This window comes from Rheinheimera sp. MMS21-TC3 (assembly GCF_032229285.1).
GTDB lineage: Bacteria > Pseudomonadota > Gammaproteobacteria > Enterobacterales > Alteromonadaceae > Alishewanella.
Genome location: NZ_CP135084.1, coordinates 816,516 through 839,573, shown reverse-complemented (window position 1 = coordinate 839,573; position 23,058 = coordinate 816,516). Strand labels below are relative to the sequence as shown.

The following is a 23,058-nucleotide window of genomic DNA, read 5'->3' as shown; positions in this document are numbered from 1 at the left end:
TTTTAAGCGACCGCAACTTAGCATAAATTACTAACGCTAAAAAGCTTCCAAAGGCTATTTTTAGCTATTAGTGAGAGCAATACAGCTGAAATAACGATAAAAAGCAGCTTACTATTTTAATCGACTTAGTTAATTGGCTTAATTTTCAACCACACCGCATAGCACTAAAGTAGCGTTGCTGTTGCATTAAGACCCACCTAGCATAGTTTATTTACATTGATATAATAATTGGAGCCTCTTATGCGCATAGTAGTGACCGGTGGTACCGGTGGTATAGGCTTTGCCATTGCAGAGCATTTTGCTAAGCAACAACATCAGGTGGTTATTGCCGACTTACAGCAGCAGGCTAATTGATGAAATTGCAGCTTCCGCCGCGTTCTTATGGTTGCGGATAAAATTGCTGCTTTTCTAAATTGATACGATTCATCGTTAACAAAAATTATTGCAATATGAGTCCATTACGGCAAAATACTAAACGATTAGTTAAATACATAAGGAAGCAGTAATGGCCTATGATTATGGCAGTGAATCTTTAGGGATCCGTAACCCTTTTAAAGTAGAAGGACTTTTTAGAGCCATTAGAGGCTTACTGGTAACTTTACTGGGCATATACCCGCTTTTACAAGTAGTAAGCTTAGTACAAGAAGATAAAACACTAGCTTGGATCTTTGCCGCTGTGGGTTTTATTTTATTAGCCGGTGGCTTGCGCGCTTTAGGTGGTGGAGTTTTTCAAATGCTGCGCTTCTTTGTTGGTCGCAGCGTCCCTACTTCGCTGGCACCTAACTTCAGTAAGTCTGAACGTGAAACGGCTAAACTTGAAAGGCCGCATTATAAAAGCATTGATTTAGAAGAAATGCTGATGGGCCGTAAAAATAAAACCTTTGTTGAACCTGATGGTTTTATTTCTCGCTTTGTTCATACTTTAGTCACTAAATTAATCTTCTTACCATACCCACTGCGAAATCTTGCCCAACGCTTTTCTGGTGCTCTTATTGCTACCTTAGTTGCATTAATTGCTTATGCCTTAACTGCTTTTGTTTGCTTAACGGGTTTAGTTGGCACAACAGGCGATATTTTATTGCCCATTTTTTCATTTGTTTTAGTAGTATATTTAATTTTAACTTGGCGTGCAGCTAGTACAGTTTATCGCCATGCTGAGCGCACTATTGAAACTCAAGGTACTTTAAAACTTGCAAAAATAATGACCTTTGCAATTTTAGCACCCGTAATCTTAGGCCTAATTATTAATTACTTATTACAACAGCGAGATATTGCTCAGTTTGTAGCAGAACTGGAACATTCTAATTTAGAAAGCTTCGCCGTACTGCCACAATTACTGTTAGTACTAGTGTTTGCAATAATTAGCGGCAGCATCATTTTTATTCTTTTAAAGCAAAGAACAGCACAAGTACAGGCGCAGACCAAAGTTGCCGAGTACCGAGCTAATTGGCAAGAAAATATTCACCCTCGGGAACTGTTTGTTAATATTGATAATATTGTTATGGCTAATCGACGCTATAAAGAGATCCCTAACCGCGTTTATCGAGAGTTAAATCCAAACTTAAACGAACAATCAGAAAGCAAAGGTAATTTTAGCGGTGAGGTAATGATTGAAACTCAACCCGAATATGCACCTTTAGCCCATACCCCGTTATTTAAGCAATTACGTATTATTGCAACCGCCCTTGGCCAAGTATTGCTATTAGTAGGGCCAATTATTTTATTCTACTTAATGTTTGAAGCTAAAGAAGTTATAACCTTAATTACTAGCTTTTCTAATAGCTTAGACAACAGCGCAGCAGCCCAGCAGCTAGCAGTACAACTGTTCAATGAAAGCCAGTTTATAATAAGCTTATTATTTAGCTGGCTAATTTGTCATAGTTTTGGCCGTTTATTACAGAACTATAGCCACACCTTTTGGGGTGAGCTTAACTTTAATTCGCTATTAGTTTATTTAAAATGTGAAGGTACTTATACCGAGAGTAAATTAACTACGGGTAAAGGTATTTACGATTCCACAGCTTCTGAAAACTATGTGATGCGCTCATCGTTAACGCCTTGGATTATTAGCTCACGTATTATGACCAGTACTTTTGCCGACAGTGGCGCTAAAAATGTTGAGCACCCAAGACATATTTTAGAGATGAAAGAAAACCCGCAAGAAATGCAGTCTATTATTGATGATATTCGTAGCTTCTTTTCTGATAGGGAAACTATAGCCAGCATTAAGAATGAACAAGACTTGGCGAACACTAATCAAATTCATCAAATTAACCAGCAATCTCGTGCTATGCCTGTCAGCCCTGACCAAGCAACCTTAGCTAGCCCACAAGCAGATGCAGAGGCTAGTGCCGCACTGCCTTTAGAGCAGCCAAAAGATCTTTAATGACTAAATAGAACTTAATAAAAACCCCAAGATAGCTTGGGGTTTTTATGAGTAGAATTGAATTTAGTTAATTATTTTATTGCCGTTGCCGAACCGTTTCAAATAAACAAATTCCAGCGGCTACCGAGACATTTAAGCTAGAAACACTGCCCAGCATGGGTATTTTGACTAAACTGTCACAGGTTTCACGCGTTAACCGCCGCATACCTTCACCTTCAGCCCCTAACACTAAAGCAATTGGCCCTTTAAGGTCTGCCTCATAAAGCAAGGTATCTGTTTCTCCAGCCGTGCCTACTATCCATAAACCTGCATCCTGTAACTGACGTAAAGTTCGTGCCAAGTTAGTCACAGTAATAAAAGGCACTGTTTCAGCGGCACCACAAGCTACCTTGCGTACTACTGAGGTTAGCTTAACAGAGCGATCTTTAGGTGAAACAACTGCATGCACCCCTGCTGCATCGGCACTGCGTAAAATAGCGCCAAGGTTATGCGGATCGGTTACACCATCTAAGACTAAGATAAAAGGCTTAGCTTGTTTAGCAATAATGTCATCTAAATCAGCTTCTGTGCCGGTACTTTGTGGCCGCGCTTTGGCGACCACGCCCTGATGTTGGCCATTAACCAGATTATCTAAGGTTTTACGATTACAAAACTGCACTGATATACCATGCTGTCGTGCTTGCTGGACAATTGGCTGCATCCGCTTATCTTCTCGCTCTTTCATTACAAACAGTTCCAGCACATCTTGTGGCGCTCGCTGTAATAAAGCAGTAACGGCATGGATACCAAATACTAAATCTGCACTCATTTAACACCTTTTACACTATATGTTTTATTATTCATGGTTAAAGCAATCAAGTGCTCTTTTTCGCTTTTTTTACTTTTTTAGCCTTAGGTTTAGCTTTAGGCTTTTTGGCTGCCGTAATATTGCGGGCACCTTTAGCTTTTGCTGGCTTAGTCCCTAACTTTTTATCCGCACTAACGCCTTTACTCTTTTTACTGGGCTTTTTTCTAACTCTATCTTGGCCCGCATCCGCTAAGACTAAATCAATTTTACGAGCTTCTAAGTTTACCGCTGCTACTTTTACCCTTAATACATCGCCCATACGGTAACTATTATTACCCTGCTTACCAATTAACGCTTGGCGCTCGGCATCATAATGATAGTAATCATTTTTTAATGACGAAATATGCACTAAGCCTTCAATATACAGCTCGGTTAAGCGAACAAATAAACCAAAGTTAGTTACCGTTGCCACTACACCAGCAAACTCGGCACCTATATGATCTTGCATATATTCACACTTCAGCCAGTCAGCTACTTCACGAGTAGCATCATCGGCTCGACGCTCTGTCATAGAGCATTGCTCACCTAAAGGGACTATTTCTTCTGCACTGTAATAGCGAGAACCTGTTACCTGTTGGCCTTGCTTAGCTAAAATAGCTTTAATACTGCGATGTAACACTAAATCAGGATAACGCCGTATTGGTGATGTAAAATGGGCATAAGCTTCAAGGGCTAAGCCAAAATGGCCTTGATTGTCACCTTGATACACAGCTTGCTTCATTGAGCGCAGCATAGTGGTTTCAATTAGCTCACGATCTGGTCGGTCACCCAGGCTGGCTAAAGCTTGGGTTAATTCTAAAGGTGAAGGTTCGGCTGATAAATTAGCCTCTATGCCAAGTTCAGCTAAAAAGCGACGAAAATTGGCAAATCGGTCGGCATCTGGCCGCTCGTGAACCCGGAACAAGGCATGAGCTTGGTGTTTTTCAATAAAACGAGCGGCTGCCACGTTGGCCATTATCATACATTCTTCAATGAGCTTATGTGACTCTACGCGATGCACTGGTACTATTTGTTCAATTTTACGGTGACTATTAAAAATAAAGCGTGTTTCTACCGTATCAAACTCTAGAGCGCCGCGTTTAGTTCGCACTTCAGCTAACTTAGTATACAACTGCTGCAAAGCAGTAATATTGCTTAGGTTTGCTGCATATTGCTGGCGAAGTTCTTCATCACCCTGAATAATTTTATGCACCCGATTATAAGTTAAGCGGGCACTAGAATTCATTACAGCTTGATAAAACTGATAACTCTCTAATTCACCACTACTATTGATATGCATATCGGCGACTAAACATAAGCGATCGACATGGGGATTTAACGAACATAAGCCATTAGATAAAGCTTCTGGCAACATAGGCACTACATGATCTGGGAAATAGACCGAGTTACCTCGCTCTAGGGCGCTAGCATCTAGAGCAGTATTAGGTTGCACATAAGCACTAACGTCGGCAATAGCCACATATAAGCGCCAGCCTCCACCCTTTTTAGTTTCAGCATAAACAGCATCATCAAAGTCACGGGCATCTTCACCGTCAATAGTAATTAAGCCTAGTTTAGTTAAATCAACTCGGCCTTGCTTTGACTGCTCTGAAACCTCTTCACCATAGACGGCTACTTGTTCAAGCACAGCATTAGAGAACTCATGGGGGATTTGATGATTACGAATGGCTACTTCAATTTCCATACCAGGCGCTAAATGCTCACCTAATACTTCAGTTATTTTACCTATAGCATTAACCCGTTTCGATGGCCGCTTTGTCACTTCAACTAAGACAACTTGACCATGTCGAGCTGCGCCTTGCTCACCATCAGGTATAACAATATCTTGGGTAATACGTGGGTCTTCAGGAACCACTACACCTAAAGCAAAGTCTTTAAAGTAGCGGCCCACTATAGGCTCAGGTCGTGCATCTAAAATTCGTACTATCCTAGCTTCGATCTTATCTTTACTTTTTATATTTTGTGCCGTAGCTAGCACTTTATCACCGGGCAAAAGCCGACGCATTTCAAACTGCGGCAAAAACCAATCTGGGCCACCTTGGTCTAGCTTTAAAAAACCAAAGCCATCACGATGCCCTAACACTGTGCCTTTTACCAAATCCATATTATCCACTAAACCGTAACGTCGGTTTCTAGTGAAAATAAGCTGGCCATCACGCTCCATAGCGCGTAACCGTTTTTTTAGTGCGAAAATAGCCTCATCATCCGCTAAACCTAACTCTTGGACTAATTCTTCAAAATAGGCAGGTTCATTACGCTTTTCAATATGTTGCAGAATAAATTCGCGACTTGGGATAGGGTTTTCATATTTTTCCTGCTCACGCGCAAGATGCGGATCATTTACCGTCATTAAGTTATCTTTGTCTTCCTAAATTATGTTAAGTGTAACAGTGATACACAATATTGCGTATCTATTGTCTGTATTCATTTAATTGGCCGTTTAGCTCTTGCTACCACGCTTGGTGGCATTTTACTGGCTAACTTGGCGAGTGTTTGTTTAATTTGATTATGCTGTGCCGGATCGGCCGTAACCGCATAATGTAACCAGCGATAGCTTTGCTCAAAATCTACTGGGCTACCTTTACCAGATATTAATAATTGCGCTAAACGCAACTGGGCTTTTAAATTACCCAAAGCTGCAGCTTCACGTAAATAAATAATAGCTTTATCGGTATCGGGTTGCACAAAACGGCCTATATGGTAATAACGGCCTACTTGCTCTAGTCCTTCAGGTAAGCCTTGGGCAGCAGACTGCAACATTAAATCCCAGCCTCGCTCAACATTACGCGGTACACAAATAGCATAGGCTAACATATCGCCAAACAAGTACTGATAAGCCGGTAACTGCATAATATCAGCTCGAGCTTCAATATCTTTGACTAACTGACAATCGTCTTTTAATACCCGCTGCAAATGACTATTAGTGCGAATTAAACCTAATAACTCATCTTGGGTATATAACTGTACCGCTTCCAGCTCTTGGCTAACAGCAAATGTAGGGACTAGGAGTAAGAAAAATAGAAAAAAAATACGCAGTTTTATCATGACAACGCCTAAATATTGCGACATTACCTGTTATCGGCCAAGCCTAGTTATTCTATAGTAACTTTATCGTTGTGATAATGTTTTTTACAAGATGCTTAACATTAACACAAGGCTAAGGCTTGTGAAATATGCTTTACCACTCAAGCAACTAACCCGCATAAAGGTACTACTGTCGTCTTATTGTTATAAACTAAAACGTTGCTTTGATTTTATTAGTAACTACATAATAAAAAACGCCACCAAATGGTAGCGTTTTTCAATATAGTATTGTATTGAGCTTTTAAGCGTCAAATGGATCTCGTAACACTATGGTTTCATTACGATCAGGGCCAGTTGAAATAATATCAATAGGCACACCCGTTAATTGCTCTAACCTAGCGATATAGTTACGAGCGGCTGCTGGTAGCTTATCTACTTGCTGTACACCATAAGTAACATCGGTCCAACCTGGCATTTCTTCATATACAGGAGTAACAATATCATAGCATTCAGCTGCTAACGGCGGCACATCACTGATGTTACCTGCAGCATCTTTATAGCCAATACAAATTTTTATACTATCCAAGCCATCTAACACATCTAGCTTAGTTAAACAAAAACCTGAAATACTATTAAGTTGAACGGCACGCTTTACAGCAACCGCATCAAACCAACCCGTACGACGCTTACGACCTGTAGTGGCACCAAACTCATGACCTTTAACACCTAAGTGTTCACCAGCTGCACAGCTTAGCTCTGTTGGGAATGGGCCTTCACCCACCCGTGTTGTATAGGCTTTAACTATACCTAAAATATAGTCTAAATGACGCGGGCCAAAACCCGTGCCTGTCGCAACACCACCCGCTGTTGTATTAGACGAGGTGACATAAGGGTAAGTACCGTGATCAATATCTAATAGGGTGCCTTGAGCACCTTCAAACATGATCTTTTTACCCGCTAAACGTGCACGATCCAGTAAGTCAGTGACATCAACAATCAGTGGCTTTAAAATATCCGCGATTGCTAAAGCATCATCTAAGGTTTTTTGGTAATCAACAGCCGGCACTTTATAAAACTGAGTTAAAGTGAAGTTATGTAACTCCATTACTTCTTTCAGTTTTTTAGCAAATCGCTCTGGATTAAATAAGTCACCAACGCGTAGACCACGACGGGCAACTTTATCTTCATAGGCTGGGCCTATGCCGCGACCGGTTGTACCTATTGGCTTATCACCACGTGCTAGTTCTCGTGCTTTATCTAGCTCAACATGAAATGGCAGGATCAAAGGACACGCTTCGCTAAGTAGTAAACGTTCTTTAACTGGAACGCCACGCTGTTCTAGCATGGTCATTTCTTTTAAGAACGCCTCTGGCGACAGCACAACACCATTTCCTATTACGCATTTTACATTTGCACGCAAAATACCTGATGGGATCAAATGCAATACAGTTTTTTCACCGTCTATCACTAGAGTATGCCCCGCATTGTGCCCGCCTTGATAGCGCACCACATAGCTAGCTTTCTCTGTTAGTAAGTCAACGATTTTACCTTTTCCTTCGTCACCCCATTGGGTGCCGAGCACTACAACGTTTTTGGCCATGGTTCCTACATCATGGAAAAAATTAGGTGAGAATTCTACCAAATCGTTTCCTAAGTTTCAGCCATCCCGACGAAAAAAAACCGTATATTTAATAACGTATTGATAAACAACAACATTTAATCATTTTGATTTAAGCAACTTAAATCGTAATCAGCACTATTATGGTAAAGTCCAAAGCCAAACCGTAACCGTTCGCCGCGATAATCTGTTTCAATACCCGCTCGCTTTAACTGGCTGGCTAGCTCTGCTGCTTCAGCGGTACTGTTTAAAATAAAGGTAAAAAAATGACCATGATGGTTTAAATCATGCTGTAATAAGTTGGTTCTATTGAGTTTTTCATGAGCTAGAGCATCGAGCTTAGCTAAAAATACTTGCTGCAGCTCTTGAACATATTTATGGCTACGGCCCACACTAATACCTTGTTGTTTAAAAAAACGTAACACGGCATTTAAACGATATAGGCCGCTAAAATCCATAGTTGAACCCGCAAAGCGAAAACCATCTTCACTGTACAAAGCTGCTGCTGACCTTTCAGCAGTTAAAGTTCCAAACTCTGCAAACCAACCGGTATACATAGGTCTATGCTCGCTGCTTAACGGTACCGCCATAAAGCAGCATCCTTCGCCGCCTTGAGCATACTTATAGCTGCCGGCAACATAAAATATCCGCTCGGCAATACTAGACAAATCTGTTGGTAACGCCATAAAGCCATGATAGCCATCAATAACAATCATAGCCTGAGTTTGCGCTGCTAATTGCTGGACAAATTTGCCTAGATCCGCAATAGCATAGCCAGAATTAAAAAACACCTGACTAACAAAAATCATATCGTACTGCTCTGCCGCTGCGGCTTGGATAAACCTTTGCTCAAAACTAGCAAAAGGCTCTGTTTCAATGCTGTCTACTTGCACATTGTCGTATTCAGCTAAACGCTTAACTTGACGGCTAAAGCTATAAAACTCACTATCAGAACTTAAAATTTTAAGCGACTGACGTAGATCAAAACAACTGATTAAACGCATCACTAATTCATGAGTATTAGGCGCAAATACCAATTGCTCAGGTTGGGGCAGTTGCAGAATGTCAGCAATTAACTGTTGGGTTTCGGGTAGTTTCTCGCTAAAAATATAGCGCCATTTATCATCAACCAAGCGGGCGCTGTCATCCCAATACTCTAACATGGCATCACGGGTTATATCTGGCCAATAATGATGTGAATGACAGGCAAAGTGCTGCTTGCCTTGGTTTGCGCTTAAAAAACGTTGATAGAATTGTTTATACATGCTGCCACCCTTATTTTGCTATAAAAAAGGCCCTTTCGGGCCTTTTTTAGATAAGATTTGTTATTAGTTTTGTACCTTGTCTGACTTCATATATTTAAAGAAATCATTATCTGGCTGCACAACTAATATATCATCTTTACTATTAAAGCTATTACGGTAGGCTTCCATACTCCGAACAAAAGAGAAAAACTCTGCGTTCTTGTTGTAAGCATCAGCATAGACTTTTGCAGCTAATGCATCACCATCACCGCGAACAGTACGCGAGTTACGCTCGGCATCAGCTACCATAACAGTTACTCTAGCATCTACATCAGCTTTAATAACTTCCGCCTTCTCACGACCTTTAGAGCGATGCTCACGAGCCACAGCATGACGCTCTGCTTCCATTCGAGCAAAGATAGAGCTGCTGACTTCGTCGGGTAGGTTTATTTGCTTAACTCGCACGTCAACCACACCTATACCTAGCTCTTTAGCTGCTTCGCCGGCTTGCTGCAGTGCCCGCTCCATTAGCTCGGTACGCTCACCTGAAACTATCTCTTGGATAGTGCGAGTACCAAACTCGGTGCGCAAACCGTTATTAATATACTGCTTTAATAAAACCTCAGCTTGAGCAGTATTACCACCTGTAGATAAAAAGTAAGCAGCAAAATCTTTAATTCGCCACTTAACATAACTATCCACTAATAAGTCTTTTTTCTCAGCTGTTACAAAACGATCGGCTGCATCGTCTAAAGTTTGGATCCGCGCATCAAGTTTACGCACTGATTCGATAAATGGAATTTTCAAGTGCAAGCCTGGCTCATACACAACCACTTGCTGATCTGCATCACGTTGAATTTTACCAAACTGTATAACTATACCGCGCTGGCCTTCTGGTACTACAAACAGAGCAGAAATTAATATAAAAGCTGCTACCGCAATTATGGCTACTAATAAGTTTTTCATCATTTACCCCCGGCCACTACTGCGTGTTGATGTACTGCGTATCGGATCTCTACGATCTTGTGCTGCTTGGCTATCTGAGCGACTACGTGCTGGTATTACTGGCATACCACTAGCAGAGCCAGTATCTCTAGTTGTAGAAGATGATGAATTAATCATTTTATCAAGCGGTAAGTACATAATGTTATTACCATTTTTAACATCAACCATAACTTTAGACGTATTACTATAAACATATTCCATTGTTTCTATATACATACGATCACGCGTTACTTTTGGTGCCGCTATATACTCTGGCAATAGTTTTTCAAAGCGAGCAACTTCACCTTGTGCTTTTAACACAATTTGTTGTTTATAAGCGTCAGCTTCTTGCATGATACGGTTAACTTGACCACGGGCACGAGGCTCTATTTCAAGGGCATAGGCTTCTGCTTCTTTAATAAAGCGTTCTTGGTCTTCTTGGGCTTTTATCGCATCATCAAAGGCATCTCGTACTTCTTCTGGCGGCCTTGCATCACGGAAGTTAACATCAACTATGGCTAAACCTAATTTATAAGGTTCAATGATAGATTCCAGTTCTTGGCGTGTATCTTGTCTAACCACTTCACGGCCACGGGTTAATACATCATCCATTATTGAATGACCTATTACGTAACGTAATGCTGCATCTGTCGCTTCATGTAAACTGCGATCAGCATCCACTACCGAGAACTTGTAGTCCCGTGCATTATATACCCGATATTGAACTTCAAATGTAACCCGAACTAAATTTTGATCTTGAGTTAACATAAAGCCATCAGTACGTAATGAACGCACGCTGGTAATATCAACTGGGATAATTTGGTCAATGAAGGTTGGCTTCCAATGGATACCTGGCTCAACTTCACTATTGTACTGACCAAAACGCAACACTACCCCGCGCTCTGATTCTTTAATGGTATAAAAACCACTTAGCGCCCAAACTATCGCAGCTACTACTACAATTAAAAGTAAGGCCGCATATGCGCCGCCTGAGTTATTATTAGACGACTTACCGCCGCCAAAGATCCCGCCAAACTTTTTACCAAAGTTGCGAAACACTTCATCTAAATCTGGTGGGCCCTGGTCACGACCGCCTTGTTTCCAAGGATCGTTTTTTTTACCATTGTTACCCGGCTCATTCCAAGCCATGCTGTACTCCGTTAAAAGTTACTTGTTGAGGGTTAATGTATCAAATATCTGCGGTGTTGACGACATAGTTTTCTAATTCACCATTACTTTGCTTTAACCAACGCTGCCAAACTGCCTCAGCAATACTGAGAGTTAAATGACAATTACCGTCATCATCAAAGTATTCATCTTCAATACAATGCTGCTCATGGCAACGGGCACGCCATACTGCTTGCTCAGGTGGTAGCGCCAATTTTAGATATAAATGCTTTTGCGATAAAAGCTGTGCTATAGCTTTAATTAGCAGGTCTATGCCCTGTCCTGTGTTGGCAGAAACATAAACTGCTACAGGTAAATCATATTCGTTATATTCTATTCTTGGCGCCTGGTCTAACAGATCAATTTTATTATACACTGTTAACTGTACAATTTGGTCTGCAGCTATTTCTTCTAATACGGCAGCAACTTGCTGCATATTATCTGTTTTACGCGGATCTGCCGCATCAACAACATGTAATTGTAAATCGGCTTCTCGGGTTTCTTGCAAGGTAGATTTAAACGCAGCAACTAAGTTATGCGGTAAATGGCGAATAAAACCAACCGTATCAGCTAGCACTACTTTGCCAACTAGAGGTAAATTTAATTGCCGTAATGTAGGGTCAAGGGTAGCAAATAATTTATCAGCAGCATAGACATCAGAATCGGTCATACGATTAAATAAACTAGATTTGCCAGCATTAGTGTAGCCCACTAATGAGATAACCGGTGTTGCCGCTTTTTGTCTTGCTCGCCGACTTTGTTCACGCTGCACTGTTAGCTTTTCTAATCTAGCTTGTAACGCTTTAACTCGTGCCCGCAATAAACGGCGATCTGTTTCTAGCTGCGCTTCACCTGGCCCGCGCATACCAATACCACCTTTTTGCCTATCTAAACCATCCCAGCCTCGAACTAATCGCGATGCTAAATGTTGCAGTTGTGCTAATTCGACTTGCAATTTACCTTCGTAAGTACGAGCACGCTGAGCAAAAATATCTAAAATAAGGGTGGTACGATCTATTACTCGGGTTTGGCATAACCGCTCTAGATTTCGGGTTTGGGCTGGCGTTAAGGCATGATTAAAAATCACAAGATTAGCTTGTGCTTGTTCAATCAAACCGGCAATTTCAGCCGCCTTACCTGTACCGACAAAATACTTAGTGTCGGGGGCACTACGATTAAGGCTAATCGTCTGTAATGCCTGAACTCCAGCAGATGAAACCAATAGCTGTAACTCTGTTAAATCTTCACTATTATGCTGCTGTGGAAAATTCACATGAACAAGTATTGCTTGTTCAAGACTTAAGTTTATTTCAGACAAGCGAACAACCTCCAGCGATTATTCTACATCCTCTTGGTCATCTTGTGTTGCACTGTGATGCATACTGGTATTTACCGCTCGTGCTGGTACTACAGTAGAAATGGCATGTTTATAGACCATCTGGCTCACAGTGTTTTTTAACAAAATAACGAATTGATCAAATGATTCTATTTGACCTTGCAATTTAATTCCATTCACTAAATAAATTGAAACTGGGATCCGCTCCCGTCTTAAGGTATTTAAAAATGGATCTTGTAGTGATTGGCCCTTTGCCATGTGCCGCTTTCCTTTTGTTATTAGTATGTCTTATATTGGTCTAGGTTTTTGTATTTCAAGCTGTATTAATTAATTAAGTTAATAAATTACTGTAAAGTTTAGCTTAGTGTCGATAACACTGCTTGAATATTTTTAGCAAGATCTTGCTCGCTATCTAAACGCTGTAAATTTGGCCAACTTCTTAACCAGGTTAACTGCCGTTTAGCTAATTGCCTAGTAGCTGCAATAGCACGCTCTTTCATTTCACTTTCGCTGCAATCGCCACTTAAATACTGCCACATTTGTCGATACCCCACGCAACGCATAGAGGGCAAGTCAAGATGCAAATCTGCTCTTTGCATTAACTTAGTAACCTCTGCGGCAAAACCATCAGCTAACATTTTCTCAAACCTTATTGCTATACGCTGATGTAATAACGCTCGATCACTTGGCGCTATAGCAAATTGGTGTACAGAAAAAGGTAAAGGTTCACCTTTTATTGCAGTTAATTCTGTCATGGTACTACCGGTAAGACGAAATACCTCAAGTGCACGGTTAATTCGTTGTGGATCATTAGCATGAATACGTGCTGCTGCAACTGGATCAACTATCGCTAATTCAGCATGTAAGTGTTGCCAACCTTTCTCTGCTGCCTCTTGCTCTAGTTGCAACCTTATAGCGGCATCAGCTTCAGGTAAGGGAGAAATTCCTTCTAGTAAGGCTTTAAAATACAACATAGTACCACCAACTAATAACGGAATATTACCACGCTGTTGGATCTCGGTAATTAGCTGTAACGCATCATGACGGAAATCTGCGGCAGAATAACTTTGCACAGGGTCTAAAATATCAATTAAAAAGTGCGGCGCTTGGCTTAACTCTAATGTGGTTGGTTTGGCTGTGCCAATATCCATACCACGGTATATTAAAGCGCTATCAACACTAATTAACTCCACCGGTAATTGTTGGCACAATGCAGAGGCTAAAGCAGTTTTACCCGATGCGGTTGGGCCCATCAAAAAGATGACGCTATTTTTAGCTAAACTAGAATTTATAGTCATGTATTCTGCTTCGATAACAGCTTTATGCTGTCTTGTAGTTGTAAAGGTACAGCATGCCATAGTTCAGGCTTATTAAGCTGTATCGAAAAATTTTCTAACAATACTTTGGCATCCAACCAATCGCCATCTAGCAACATAAACAACAAGTTATAACCAAGGCTATTATTGCTTTTACTTTGACTATCGGTCGCAGATAATCTTTCATCTTCAGCCAACTGCTGCAAAATCTCAGGAAACCATTGATTGATATTAGTATGCCTTAGCCATACTGGCACCGCTTTAATAATTAATAATTTGTCAGTTATGACGCTATCAAAACCATATTGCTTAATGGCAGTAGCATTTGTAGTCAAAATAGCAATTTGCTCATCAGTAATATTAAAACGTAATGGCAATAACAGATTAGCTGTTTTAGCCTGAGTTAAGCCATGGTTATCAATCAAAGTTATTAGCAAGTCTATCAGCATAATCTGTCCTTGATGCTGACGTATCCAATAGCGGTTATCTGCTATCAGTTCTGCAGTCATTGTGGATAAGCTTGCTGCAGCTGTTTCTGCTGTTGAGGATAAATAATGATGCTGTTGCTGTAACTGAGCTATGCCTGGTTTTGCTTTAGCATAAGTAGGCATAGCATATGAATAAGAACGGCTGGCTCTAGTTTGTGGTTGAGCCTCATTAGCTTCTGTAAGCCTAGTCTCGCTAGCTGAATAACTTGGCTGCATTTGTGCTGCAGTTGCTTTATCCCTTTGTGGCCAACTGGTGATAGATTGTTGCTCTGGTTCTAATTGCCTAAGTGCATCAGCTAAAGCTGAAACTACAAAATCATGAATTAACCGTGATTGATGAAAACGAACTTCATGCTTTGCTGGATGGACGTTAACATCAACTTGACGTGGATCTATTTCTAAATACAACACAAAAGCCGGCACTTTATCATCACTTAAACGCTCACCATAAGCTTGCCTAATAGCATGGTTAAGCAATTTATCCCGCATCATCCGGCCATTAACATAACTATATTGACAGTTTAATTGTGGCTGACAGGCATCTGGGTGCAAAATCCAGCCCCACAGCTTGATGCCTTGATAGCTATTTTCAATTTCTGCAGCATGTTCAGCAAAGGCCTTACTACATAAAGCGGCTACTCTTTGTTGCCTTTGTTCTGCTGTTAGCGCAGGTTTTAATTGCCTAATACGTTGACCATTATGAGTTAATAACCAACTAACATCGTATCGACTTAAGGCTAAACGTTTAATTAGCTCATCAATATGGCCAAATTCTGTTTTATCAGTCCGTAAGAATTTACGCCTAGCTGGCGTATTAAAAAATAAATCTACTACTTCTATGCTGGTACCAACTGGATGCGCTGCTGGACGAATATCTACCTGCATATCCCGACCGGCTGCACTAGCTTGCCAAGCAGCCGTTTGTTGCTCGGTACGTGAAGTTAAGGTTAGACGTGATACAGAGCTAATACTCGCTAAGGCCTCACCACGAAAACCTAAGCTGCTAATGGCTTCTAAATCATCTAAGTTAGTAATTTTACTAGTGGCATGGCGACTAAGTGCTAACACTAAATCGTGCTCTGCAATACCACTGCCGTTATCACGCACTCGGATTAACTTACTGCCACCTTTTTCAATATCAATTTCAATATGTAAAGCGCCAGCATCAAGACTGTTTTCCACCAACTCTTTAACAACAGAAGCCGGCCGCTCCACTACCTCACCGGCAGCAATCTGATTAGCCAGCTGCGGTGATAAGATTTGGATAGACATGATTATGGGATCCGTAACACCTGGCCAACATGAATATTATCACTACTTAGCTGATTATATTGACGCAAATCAGCCACTGACACTTTGTAGCGTTGTGCTAGCACAGACAAAGACTCTCCAACGCTAACTTTATGCTCTTTAGCCCTATAGAGGGCATATTTTGAATCTGCCGGAGGTGATTGTCTAAAGTAACTATTTACAGCATTAAACATTGCTTTAGCTAGTTTAGATTGATGTGAAGATGAGCGCAGAAGCTTTTCTTCTTGCGGATTAGAGATAAAACCCACTTCAACTAAAATTGAAGGAATATCTGTCGCCTTTAACACCCCTAAACTGGCTTTTTGTGGTTTAGACTGATGCAAGTGCGCCACTTTACCTAACTCTGCTAATACATGATCAGCTACTTGGTGCGCGGTAGTCATAGAATGATGCATCGATAAATCTAATACCGTTTGCGCTAAATAACGCTCATTGGCTGAATCTTTTATAATTTCAGCTACCCCACCTAATAATTCTGAATGACGCTCGGTTTGCTCTAACATACGGCCCACTTCAGTAGTAGCGCGCTTTTGCGATAATACCCAGACTGAGGCTCCTCGTGGCTGGGCAGAAGTAAAGGCATCAGCATGAACTGAAATCAATAAATCTGCTTTTTGGCTTCGAGCTATTTCAGTACGCCTATTAACATGAACATAATAATCATTGGTTCGCACTAGCATAGCCTGCATGCCGTCTTGTTGATTGATAAGTGTTAATAACCGCTGTGCTATGGGCAAGGTAATATTTTTTTCATAAAAACCACTAGGTCCTATAGAGCCCGGATCTTCACCACCATGCCCTGCGTCAATGGCAATAATAATATCGCGAGCAGCGCGGATTGCTGGCGGTGGCACAAACTCAGCGGCTAGGCTATCAGGCAAATCTACCACTAAGCGATGGCCATAAGGCGCTGTGGGAGGCAAAGTAAACACATTGGCCTTACTCGCTTTTGTCAAGTCAAGCACAACACGCATGCTATTGTTATCACCACTACTACGAATAGCTTTAATTAAAGCAGAATCACCTACTATGTTTGGTAATTGGCTACCGCCGCTAGTATTAGTTAAATCTATAACTAAACGATCGGGATTATCTAAACTAAAGCTTTTGTGATCGGCTGGCTCTTTTAAATCAAACACTACCCTAGTGCTATCAGGGGATGGCCAGATACGAATACCTTGCACTTGATTAGCTGCAAATAGTGGTAAGGCCAACCAAGCTAAGCATAAAATAAACAATTTGCATAAGATGTTATTATTTTTCATTATCATTTAGCGCATTTATTATAGTCTGTCCGGCTGAAGTGGCCGCTCGTATTTCTACACGACGCTGTTGATCTACATAAATTAAGTGTATGTCGAGATCAGGCGCAGGTAAACAGTCATGACCTCGCTCTGGCCATTCAATTAAACATAAGCTATCGGAACGAAAATAATCACGTATCCCCATAAACTCTAACTCTTCTGCATCGTTAAGCCTATATAAGTCAAAGTGATATATTGCTAACCCAGCTAACTGATATGGCTCTACTAAAGTATAGGTAGGGCTTTTAACATTGCCATTATGCCCTAAAGCTTGCAGCACACCTCGACTAAAAGTCGTTTTACCTGCACCAAGAGTCCCTTGTAAAAATAGTGTTTGGCCACCACGCACATACTGGGCAATCTTAGCTGCTAATTGTAGTGTTGCTGCTTCATCTTTTAGCTCTGCGTAAAATATTGCCACAATTTATACTCTCTGTTTAGGCTAACAAGCCAACTATATTAACAAATTAACGCCAAAGGTAACCAGTTAAACTACAAGCTATCTCAGAATATCATGATTAGGCTCAATTTAATCTCGGCTAGTTGTTATGTTAACATTTATGCTAAATTACGCAGGTGTTTCTCATCGGCAGCGCTTATGGACATTGATTATCAACATTTAGCCCAACAAATTAAACAATGGGCCAAAGAATTAGGTTTTGCCGAGCTCGGCATTACTGACGTTGACCTAGCAGATGCAGAGCCGCATTTACAGCGTTGGTTAGACGCAGGTTTTCATGGCGAAATGGATTATATGGCTAGCCATGGCATGATGCGAGCGCGCCCTGCTGAGTTGCTTCCTGGTACCTTAAGAGTATTAAGTGTCCGCTTAAACTACTTACCAACTGCAGCGGCTTTTGCCACTAACTTAGCCGACCCTAACCTAGCTTATATCAGTCGCTATGCCTTAGGTCGTGATTATCATAAGTTAATGCGTAATAGGCTTAAGCAATTAGGTGAGAAAATTAAACAGCAGGTGAGCGCCCTGGGCTTTAGACCTTTTGTTGATTCTGCCCCTATATTAGAGCGCCCTTTAGCCCAAAAAGCTGGATTAGGCTGGGTGGGTAAACATAGCTTACTGCTAAACTCAGAGCAAGGCTCATGGTTTTTTCTAGGCGAATTACTAGTTGATATTCCACTACCTATTGATCAACCACATCAAGGTGACTGCGGTAGCTGCGTAGCCTGCATCACCAGCTGTCCAACCGGTGCTATTGTTGCCCCTTATATTGTAGATGCACGGCGCTGTATTTCTTATTTAACTATTGAGCTAAAAGATGCGATCCCAGAAGAATTTCGCAGCTTGCTAGGTAATAGAATTTATGGCTGCGATGACTGCCAGCTAGTTTGCCCTGAAAACCGCCAAGCCCCGCTTAGTCAAGAAAATGACTTTCAACGCCGCAAACAATGGCAAGATCAATCCTTGCTCGCCTTATTTGCTTGGTCAGAACAAGAGTTTTTAAATAATACTGAAGGCAGTGCTATAAGACGAATTGGCTTTCAGCGCTGGCAACGTAACATTGCGGTTGCCTTAGGCAATGCCCCCTATAGCGAAGCTGTTATAGCCGCTTTACAACAGCAGCTAACAAATGCAAGCGCTTTAGTAGCTGAACATATTCAATGGGCGTTACAGCAGCAAAAACAAAAAGGTTGGCAACAACAATCTATACTACCGCGGCAAACAGCTCGCTTAGTCCGTATTATTGAAAAAGGCCTGCCTAGAGACGCTTAAATTAAGTCGTGCTTCTCTTTGCTGCTTACGCATTTTTGCTAGCACTAAAATTTGTTGTTGCTGGTCACTCGCCGCTGCCCAGCCGGTTATTTCTGACAATATCCTGCCACAGCCAAGGCAACAATCCTGCTGATCTAAGCAACAGTTTCTAACACAGGGTGACTTTAACATAATAGGCCTATTTCTAACTTAACCAGTACAGCCCTAAAACTGCGGTGCTAGCTAATCTTGTTGAACCTATAGTAAGCATAGAACAGGAACTTATATATAAAAATAACAGACACAAAAAAGCCGCTATAAAAGCGGCTTTTTTGTTAATTTGGAGCGAGTAACGAGATTCGAACTCGTGACCTCGACCTTGGCAAGGTAGCGCTCTACCAACTGAGCTATACTCGCATCGACCAACAATCTTTCGTGGTGATGGCGCGCATTTTACAAAATCGGCTTACTATTGCAAGTACTTTTTACGATATTTTGAAAAAATTATGCTGATAGACTACTAATTCAGCAATTGACTCTCGAATATCATCCAAAGCTAAGTGTGTGCCCGATTTTTTAACTAAAGTAGCGACTTCAGGGTTCCAACGTTTTGCTAACTCTTTAACGGTACTAACATCAATATTACGGTAATGAAAAAAAGCCTCTAAACTGGGCGCGTATTCCGCTAAAAAGCGTCTATCTTGACCAATACTATTGCCACACATTGGCGACTTACCTGCAGCACTATAGCCTTGTAAAAAAGCTATAGTTTGTTTTTCAGCTTCAGCTAAACTTACAGTGCTGGCACGACAGCGTGCTGTTAAACCACTTTTACCATGCTGCTCTACACACCAAGGGTCCATATTATCTAAAACGTCATCTGGTTGCTTAATGGCAAATACTGGGCCTTCTGCCAAAATATTTAATTGGCTGTCCGTAACAATAGTCGCAATTTCTAAAATCACATCAGTTTTAGGCTCTAATCCGGTCATTTCTAAATCTAACCAAATTAAATTATTATCATTTACATTCATTAGTTGCCCCTATCATCGTTGTCTCTTTGTTCATTCGCAGAATACAGGTATCATACACGGCTAAAGCTAAAGATTGATAGCCAACTTTAGCTTTACAATGCAAACCCTAGTTAATAAAGCAGTGATTAAAACAGTGACTAAAAATAAGTGACAAAGAAAAAACATTTAACCCAACGCCAAAAACAGCGTATTTCTGATAACGCTGAAAAACGGCTACGCCAACATAAAAATAAGCAACTAGAGAGTGTTGATGATGACGCTTTTGCCGGTGCAGAAACCGGCTTAATATTAAGCCGGTTTGGCCAACATGCTGATGTTGAAGCTAGCGATGGCCAAGTCGTACGCTGTAATATGCGCCGGTCTATCGCTTCATTAGTAACCGGCGATAAGGTGATTTGGCGGCGAGCCTTACAACCTACTGGCGGTATTGATGGTGTTATAGATGCCGTTGAATCAAGAAGTTCGGTATTATTGCGGCCTGACTTTTATGATGGCTTAAAACCTGTTGCGGCTAATATTGATTTAATGATTATTGTCTCTGCCATTTTGCCCACTCTATCACTTAATATTATTGATCGCTATTTAGTCGCAGCCGAAATCACGGGCATTAAACCACTATTAGTCATTAATAAAATAGACTTATTAACAACTGATGAACAAGCAGCCATTGCACGTAAATTGGCGATATACCAAAACCTAGGTTATCCATATTTACTGGTAAGCGCTAAAACTAACCAAGGCATGACTGAACTATTAGCTTATATTCAAAGTGGTACTAGCATCTTTGTCGGTCAATCAGGTGTGGGTAAATCTTCTTTAATGAACACCTTAATGCCAGGTTTAGATGTACAAACCCAAGATGTATCAACTAATTCTGGCCTAGGTCAGCATACAACCACCGTATCGCGCTTATATCATCTAGCAGATGGTGGTAACTTAATAGATTCGCCTGGTATTCGTGAATTTGCTTTATGGCATTTAACAGCCGAAGAAGTCACTCGCGGCTTTAATGAATTTATTCCTTGGCTAGGTCGTTGTAAGTTTCGTGACTGTAAACATATTAGCGATCCTGGCTGTGCAATTCAGCATGCTGTTGAAATTGGCCAGATCAGCGCAGAACGTTATGATAGTTACTTAAAAATTCTGGTCAGCATGGCCCAAGACAAACCTAATCATTTTTAACTTTTATTGAGTGTCATATGGATAACTTGAAAATATCTTTGCAATATTTGCTGCCTAAGCATTTAGTATCACGGTTAATCGGCAAACTTGCTGCTGCAAAACTAGGCTGGTTTAGCCACTTTTTAATCAATCGCTTTATTAGTGCTTATAAGATTAATATGCAAGAGGCCAAGTTTGAACATGCGAAAGATTATGCCAGTTTTAACGAGTTTTTTACTCGGCCATTAAAAGAAGGCATTAGACCTCTAGCGACAGATGAAGATGTTATTGCCCACCCTGTAGATGGCTGCATCAGCCAACTGGGGCCTATAGTTGATGGCCAGTTGGTACAAGCTAAAAATCATAACTATTCATTACAAAACTTACTTGGTGGCGATATTCATGAGGCGCTACCTTTTATGGGCGGTGATTTTGCCACTATTTACTTAGCACCTAAAGACTATCACCGCATTCATATGCCCGTTGCCGGCACTTTACGGCAAATGATTTATGTTCCAGGCGAACTATTTTCAGTTAACCCTTTAACAGCAGCTAATGTGCCTGGTTTATTTGCCCGTAACGAGCGCGTAGTCACTATCTTTGATACCGTTCTTGGCCCTATGGCACTAGTGTTAGTTGGCGCCACTATCGTCGCTAGTATAGAAACCGTTTGGGCCGGTACAGTCACGCCACCAGCGGGTAAACATATTTTCCGTTGGTCTTATCCTGCTCATGGTAAAACTGCTATCAAGCTTGAAAAAGGCCAAGAAATGGGCCGCTTTAAGCTAGGCTCTACTGTAGTACTAGCCTTTGCTGCCAATGCATTACAATTTTTACCAGAACTAGAGCCAGGCAGTGTAACTCGCATGGGCGCACCTTTTGCTACACGATACCAACAAGATGCAGACTAATACTAAACTAGAAATAATAGCTCACCGCGGCGCTAGCGGTGAGTTTCCTGAAAACACTTTATTAGCTTTAGAGCAAGCTATAAAGCAGGCAGCTGACGCTATAGAAATTGATGTCTTTGCTGTTGACGGCCAATTAATTGTTATTCATGACCATCATCTAGAGCGCACTACTAATGGTAAAGGCAGTATTTATCAGTATAGCTTAGCCCAATTACAACAGTTCGATGCCGGCCTTGGTCAAACCATCCCAACACTATGGCAAGTATTGCAACTACTGCAGTCAAGTTCACTGTGGCTAAATATTGAATTAAAAGGTGCCGACACTGTTAGACCTTTAATTGAGTTGTTAACTCGTGCTGAGCAAGAGTTACAGTTTGATTGTAACCGCTTACTTATCTCATCTTTTAACCATCATCTGTTAACAGAGCTAGCCCTTAAACGGCCAAATATCAAGCTAGCAGCTTTAACAGCAAGCTTGCCAAAGCACTATGCTGCTTTTGCTAGTGCCCTAAATGCCTATGCTGTAAACTGTGATGTTAACTTTATTAACCAAGCTTTTGTCGATGATGCTAAAAAGCGTAATTTGAAAGTTTATGTTTATACTGTTGATCAAGCAGATGATATAGCGCAAATGGCTCAGTATGGGGTGGACGGTATTTTTACTAATTATCCGGCAAAAAGTCGCACTTTAAGCTCAAAGTAAGCCTAAAGTATTGCAATAAACAAGCACTAGTGTTCGTCTTCACAGCTAGTGCACTGACTACACAAACGCATATTCATTAAATGAGCCAATACCACTAAAGAGGCACCTATAATTAAAATAACGTGTTCATGCTCTGTGCCCCACGCATCTTTTTGCCAATAAATAAAACCACCCAAAAAAAGTGAGTAAAATGGGTACAACTTGCGATGGTAACGATGAAAGCCGATAAATAGCGTAATAAAACCTAATACCATAGTCGTTAATAGAACGATACGTTCAAAAGCATGATTATGCATTGCACTTAAACCAAACAAAGGTAATACCGGCAATAACACAGGCAACATAATGCAATGGATGGCACATAACGACGTTATAGTGATACCGACCTTATCAAATATACTTCTAAAACTAGCTAACACTGTGATAATTCTCACACTAAAATTGATGAAACGATATAATATAACAAATCAATTAGGATAGGAATGCTACAACGAAAATAAATTAATCCTACGC

Annotated in this window: 22 protein-coding genes and 1 tRNA gene; 6 read left to right on the top strand and 17 right to left on the bottom strand. The window is 41.0% G+C overall.

Going from position 1 to position 23,058, the window contains the following annotated elements; genetic code table 11:
* The first annotated feature begins 240 nt into the window (after positions 1 to 240).
* Positions 241 to 354: an SDR family NAD(P)-dependent oxidoreductase gene (locus tag RDV63_RS04280; RefSeq protein WP_313908286.1), complete on the top strand. Its 114-nt coding sequence runs from the start codon at positions 241 to 243 to the stop codon at positions 352 to 354.
* A gap of 151 nt (positions 355 to 505) precedes the next feature.
* Complete coding sequence (locus RDV63_RS04275) at positions 506 to 2,386, top strand: hypothetical protein (RefSeq protein ID WP_313908285.1); 1,881 nt, start codon at positions 506 to 508, stop codon at positions 2,384 to 2,386.
* A gap of 76 nt (positions 2,387 to 2,462) precedes the next feature.
* On the opposite strand, the gene rlmB is transcribed toward RDV63_RS04275, so the two are convergent.
* The 13 genes from rlmB to tsaE all read right to left on the bottom strand — a co-directional run bounded on the left by rlmB (position 2,463) and on the right by tsaE (position 17,446).
* Positions 2,463 to 3,194: a 23S rRNA (guanosine(2251)-2'-O)-methyltransferase RlmB gene (gene rlmB / locus RDV63_RS04270; protein WP_313908284.1), complete on the bottom strand. Its 732-nt coding sequence runs from the start codon at positions 3,192 to 3,194 to the stop codon at positions 2,463 to 2,465.
* Positions 3,195 to 3,240: 46 nt separating this feature from the next.
* A complete protein-coding gene (gene rnr / locus RDV63_RS04265) occupies positions 3,241 to 5,583 on the bottom strand; it encodes a ribonuclease R (RefSeq protein ID WP_313908283.1) in 2,343 nt (780 codons plus the stop codon).
* A 74-nt stretch (positions 5,584 to 5,657) separates the two neighbouring features.
* Entirely contained in the window at positions 5,658 to 6,278 is a 621-nt protein-coding gene (locus RDV63_RS04260) for a tetratricopeptide repeat protein (protein ID WP_313908282.1), read from the bottom strand.
* A gap of 280 nt (positions 6,279 to 6,558) precedes the next feature.
* Positions 6,559 to 7,857 (bottom strand): adenylosuccinate synthase, encoded by a 1,299-nt coding sequence (locus RDV63_RS04255; RefSeq protein WP_313910382.1) that lies wholly within the window; start codon positions 7,855 to 7,857, stop codon positions 6,559 to 6,561.
* A 116-nt stretch (positions 7,858 to 7,973) separates the two neighbouring features.
* Entirely contained in the window at positions 7,974 to 9,140 is a 1,167-nt protein-coding gene (locus tag RDV63_RS04250; protein WP_313908281.1) for an aminotransferase class V-fold PLP-dependent enzyme, read from the bottom strand.
* Positions 9,141 to 9,203: 63 nt separating this feature from the next.
* A complete protein-coding gene (hflC, locus tag RDV63_RS04245; RefSeq protein ID WP_313908280.1) occupies positions 9,204 to 10,085 on the bottom strand; it encodes a protease modulator HflC in 882 nt (293 codons plus the stop codon).
* A gap of 3 nt (positions 10,086 to 10,088) precedes the next feature.
* Complete coding sequence (hflK, locus tag RDV63_RS04240; protein ID WP_313908278.1) at positions 10,089 to 11,252, bottom strand: FtsH protease activity modulator HflK; 1,164 nt, start codon at positions 11,250 to 11,252, stop codon at positions 10,089 to 10,091.
* A gap of 40 nt (positions 11,253 to 11,292) precedes the next feature.
* Positions 11,293 to 12,588, bottom strand: a complete 1,296-nt coding sequence (gene hflX, locus RDV63_RS04235) for a ribosome rescue GTPase HflX (protein ID WP_313908277.1) — start codon at positions 12,586 to 12,588, stop codon at positions 11,293 to 11,295.
* 18 nt (positions 12,589 to 12,606) lie between these two features.
* A complete protein-coding gene (hfq, locus tag RDV63_RS04230; protein WP_313908276.1) occupies positions 12,607 to 12,864 on the bottom strand; it encodes an RNA chaperone Hfq in 258 nt (85 codons plus the stop codon).
* 98 nt (positions 12,865 to 12,962) lie between these two features.
* On the bottom strand, positions 12,963 to 13,904 hold the full coding sequence (gene miaA, locus RDV63_RS04225; protein ID WP_313908275.1) for a tRNA (adenosine(37)-N6)-dimethylallyltransferase MiaA: 942 nt from the start codon (positions 13,902 to 13,904) through the stop codon (positions 12,963 to 12,965).
* A complete protein-coding gene (mutL, locus tag RDV63_RS04220; RefSeq protein ID WP_313908273.1) occupies positions 13,901 to 15,682 on the bottom strand; it encodes a DNA mismatch repair endonuclease MutL in 1,782 nt (593 codons plus the stop codon). Before mutL ends, miaA begins: the two co-directional genes overlap by 4 nt.
* 2 nt (positions 15,683 to 15,684) lie before the next feature.
* Positions 15,685 to 16,986 carry an N-acetylmuramoyl-L-alanine amidase gene (locus RDV63_RS04215; protein WP_313908272.1) on the bottom strand — a complete coding sequence of 434 codons (1,302 nt, stop codon included), beginning with the start codon at positions 16,984 to 16,986 and terminating at the stop codon, positions 15,685 to 15,687.
* A complete protein-coding gene (tsaE, locus tag RDV63_RS04210) occupies positions 16,976 to 17,446 on the bottom strand; it encodes a tRNA (adenosine(37)-N6)-threonylcarbamoyltransferase complex ATPase subunit type 1 TsaE (protein ID WP_313908271.1) in 471 nt (156 codons plus the stop codon). Before tsaE ends, RDV63_RS04215 begins: the two co-directional genes overlap by 11 nt.
* 177 nt (positions 17,447 to 17,623) lie before the next feature.
* Here tsaE and queG point away from each other — a divergent pair, with 177 nt between their 5' ends.
* Positions 17,624 to 18,757 carry a tRNA epoxyqueuosine(34) reductase QueG gene (gene queG, locus RDV63_RS04205; RefSeq protein WP_313908270.1) on the top strand — a complete coding sequence of 378 codons (1,134 nt, stop codon included), beginning with the start codon at positions 17,624 to 17,626 and terminating at the stop codon, positions 18,755 to 18,757.
* Here the strand turns inward: queG and RDV63_RS04200 are convergent.
* The 3 genes from RDV63_RS04200 to orn all read right to left on the bottom strand — a co-directional run bounded on the left by RDV63_RS04200 (position 18,716) and on the right by orn (position 19,770).
* On the bottom strand, positions 18,716 to 18,928 hold the full coding sequence (locus tag RDV63_RS04200) for a DUF1289 domain-containing protein (RefSeq protein ID WP_313908268.1): 213 nt from the start codon (positions 18,926 to 18,928) through the stop codon (positions 18,716 to 18,718). The two genes, queG and RDV63_RS04200, sit on opposite strands and share 42 nt — an antisense overlap.
* 149 nt (positions 18,929 to 19,077) lie before the next feature.
* A tRNA-Gly gene (locus RDV63_RS04195) sits at positions 19,078 to 19,153 on the bottom strand.
* A gap of 68 nt (positions 19,154 to 19,221) precedes the next feature.
* On the bottom strand, positions 19,222 to 19,770 hold the full coding sequence (orn, locus tag RDV63_RS04190) for an oligoribonuclease (protein ID WP_313908267.1): 549 nt from the start codon (positions 19,768 to 19,770) through the stop codon (positions 19,222 to 19,224).
* Positions 19,771 to 19,917: 147 nt separating this feature from the next.
* On the opposite strand from orn, the gene rsgA reads away from it, so the two are divergent.
* Genes rsgA through RDV63_RS04175 form a run of 3 tightly spaced genes read left to right on the top strand, consistent with a single transcriptional unit; the run spans position 19,918 to position 22,545 of the window.
* Positions 19,918 to 20,952, top strand: a complete 1,035-nt coding sequence (gene rsgA / locus RDV63_RS04185; protein ID WP_313908266.1) for a small ribosomal subunit biogenesis GTPase RsgA — start codon at positions 19,918 to 19,920, stop codon at positions 20,950 to 20,952.
* 17 nt (positions 20,953 to 20,969) lie between these two features.
* On the top strand, positions 20,970 to 21,842 hold the full coding sequence (gene asd, locus RDV63_RS04180; protein WP_313908265.1) for an archaetidylserine decarboxylase: 873 nt from the start codon (positions 20,970 to 20,972) through the stop codon (positions 21,840 to 21,842).
* Entirely contained in the window at positions 21,832 to 22,545 is a 714-nt protein-coding gene (locus tag RDV63_RS04175; RefSeq protein WP_313908264.1) for a glycerophosphodiester phosphodiesterase, read from the top strand. The genes asd and RDV63_RS04175 overlap by 11 nt, the downstream gene beginning before the upstream one ends.
* 26 nt (positions 22,546 to 22,571) lie before the next feature.
* Here RDV63_RS04175 and RDV63_RS04170 read toward each other — a convergent pair whose 3' ends face one another.
* Positions 22,572 to 22,979, bottom strand: a complete 408-nt coding sequence (locus RDV63_RS04170) for a MerC domain-containing protein (protein ID WP_313908263.1) — start codon at positions 22,977 to 22,979, stop codon at positions 22,572 to 22,574.
* Positions 22,980 to 23,058: the final 79 nt, after the last annotated feature.

Excerpts from the sequence above, each read along its gene's own strand:
- RDV63_RS04280 (WP_313908286.1), top strand. The coding sequence starts at position 241 with ATGCGCATAGTAGTGACCGGTGGTACCGGTGGTATAGGCTTTGCCATT.
- RDV63_RS04275 (WP_313908285.1), top strand. The coding sequence starts at position 506 with ATGGCCTATGATTATGGCAGTGAATCTTTAGGGATCCGTAACCCTTTT.
- rlmB (WP_313908284.1), bottom strand. The coding sequence starts at position 3,194 with ATGAGTGCAGATTTAGTATTTGGTATCCATGCCGTTACTGCTTTATTA.
- rnr (WP_313908283.1), bottom strand. The coding sequence starts at position 5,583 with ATGACGGTAAATGATCCGCATCTTGCGCGTGAGCAGGAAAAATATGAA.
- RDV63_RS04260 (WP_313908282.1), bottom strand. The coding sequence starts at position 6,278 with ATGATAAAACTGCGTATTTTTTTTCTATTTTTCTTACTCCTAGTCCCT.
- RDV63_RS04255 (WP_313910382.1), bottom strand. The coding sequence starts at position 7,857 with ATGGCCAAAAACGTTGTAGTGCTCGGCACCCAATGGGGTGACGAAGGA.
- RDV63_RS04250 (WP_313908281.1), bottom strand. The coding sequence starts at position 9,140 with ATGTATAAACAATTCTATCAACGTTTTTTAAGCGCAAACCAAGGCAAG.
- hflC (WP_313908280.1), bottom strand. The coding sequence starts at position 10,085 with ATGAAAAACTTATTAGTAGCCATAATTGCGGTAGCAGCTTTTATATTA.
- hflK (WP_313908278.1), bottom strand. The coding sequence starts at position 11,252 with ATGGCTTGGAATGAGCCGGGTAACAATGGTAAAAAAAACGATCCTTGG.
- hfq (WP_313908276.1), bottom strand. The coding sequence starts at position 12,864 with ATGGCAAAGGGCCAATCACTACAAGATCCATTTTTAAATACCTTAAGA.
- miaA (WP_313908275.1), bottom strand. The coding sequence starts at position 13,904 with ATGACTATAAATTCTAGTTTAGCTAAAAATAGCGTCATCTTTTTGATG.
- mutL (WP_313908273.1), bottom strand. The coding sequence starts at position 15,682 with ATGTCTATCCAAATCTTATCACCGCAGCTGGCTAATCAGATTGCTGCC.
- RDV63_RS04215 (WP_313908272.1), bottom strand. The coding sequence starts at position 16,986 with ATGAAAAATAATAACATCTTATGCAAATTGTTTATTTTATGCTTAGCT.
- queG (WP_313908270.1), top strand. The coding sequence starts at position 17,624 with ATGGACATTGATTATCAACATTTAGCCCAACAAATTAAACAATGGGCC.
- RDV63_RS04200 (WP_313908268.1), bottom strand. The coding sequence starts at position 18,928 with ATGTTAAAGTCACCCTGTGTTAGAAACTGTTGCTTAGATCAGCAGGAT.
- orn (WP_313908267.1), bottom strand. The coding sequence starts at position 19,770 with ATGAATGTAAATGATAATAATTTAATTTGGTTAGATTTAGAAATGACC.
- asd (WP_313908265.1), top strand. The coding sequence starts at position 20,970 with ATGGATAACTTGAAAATATCTTTGCAATATTTGCTGCCTAAGCATTTA.
- RDV63_RS04175 (WP_313908264.1), top strand. The coding sequence starts at position 21,832 with ATGCAGACTAATACTAAACTAGAAATAATAGCTCACCGCGGCGCTAGC.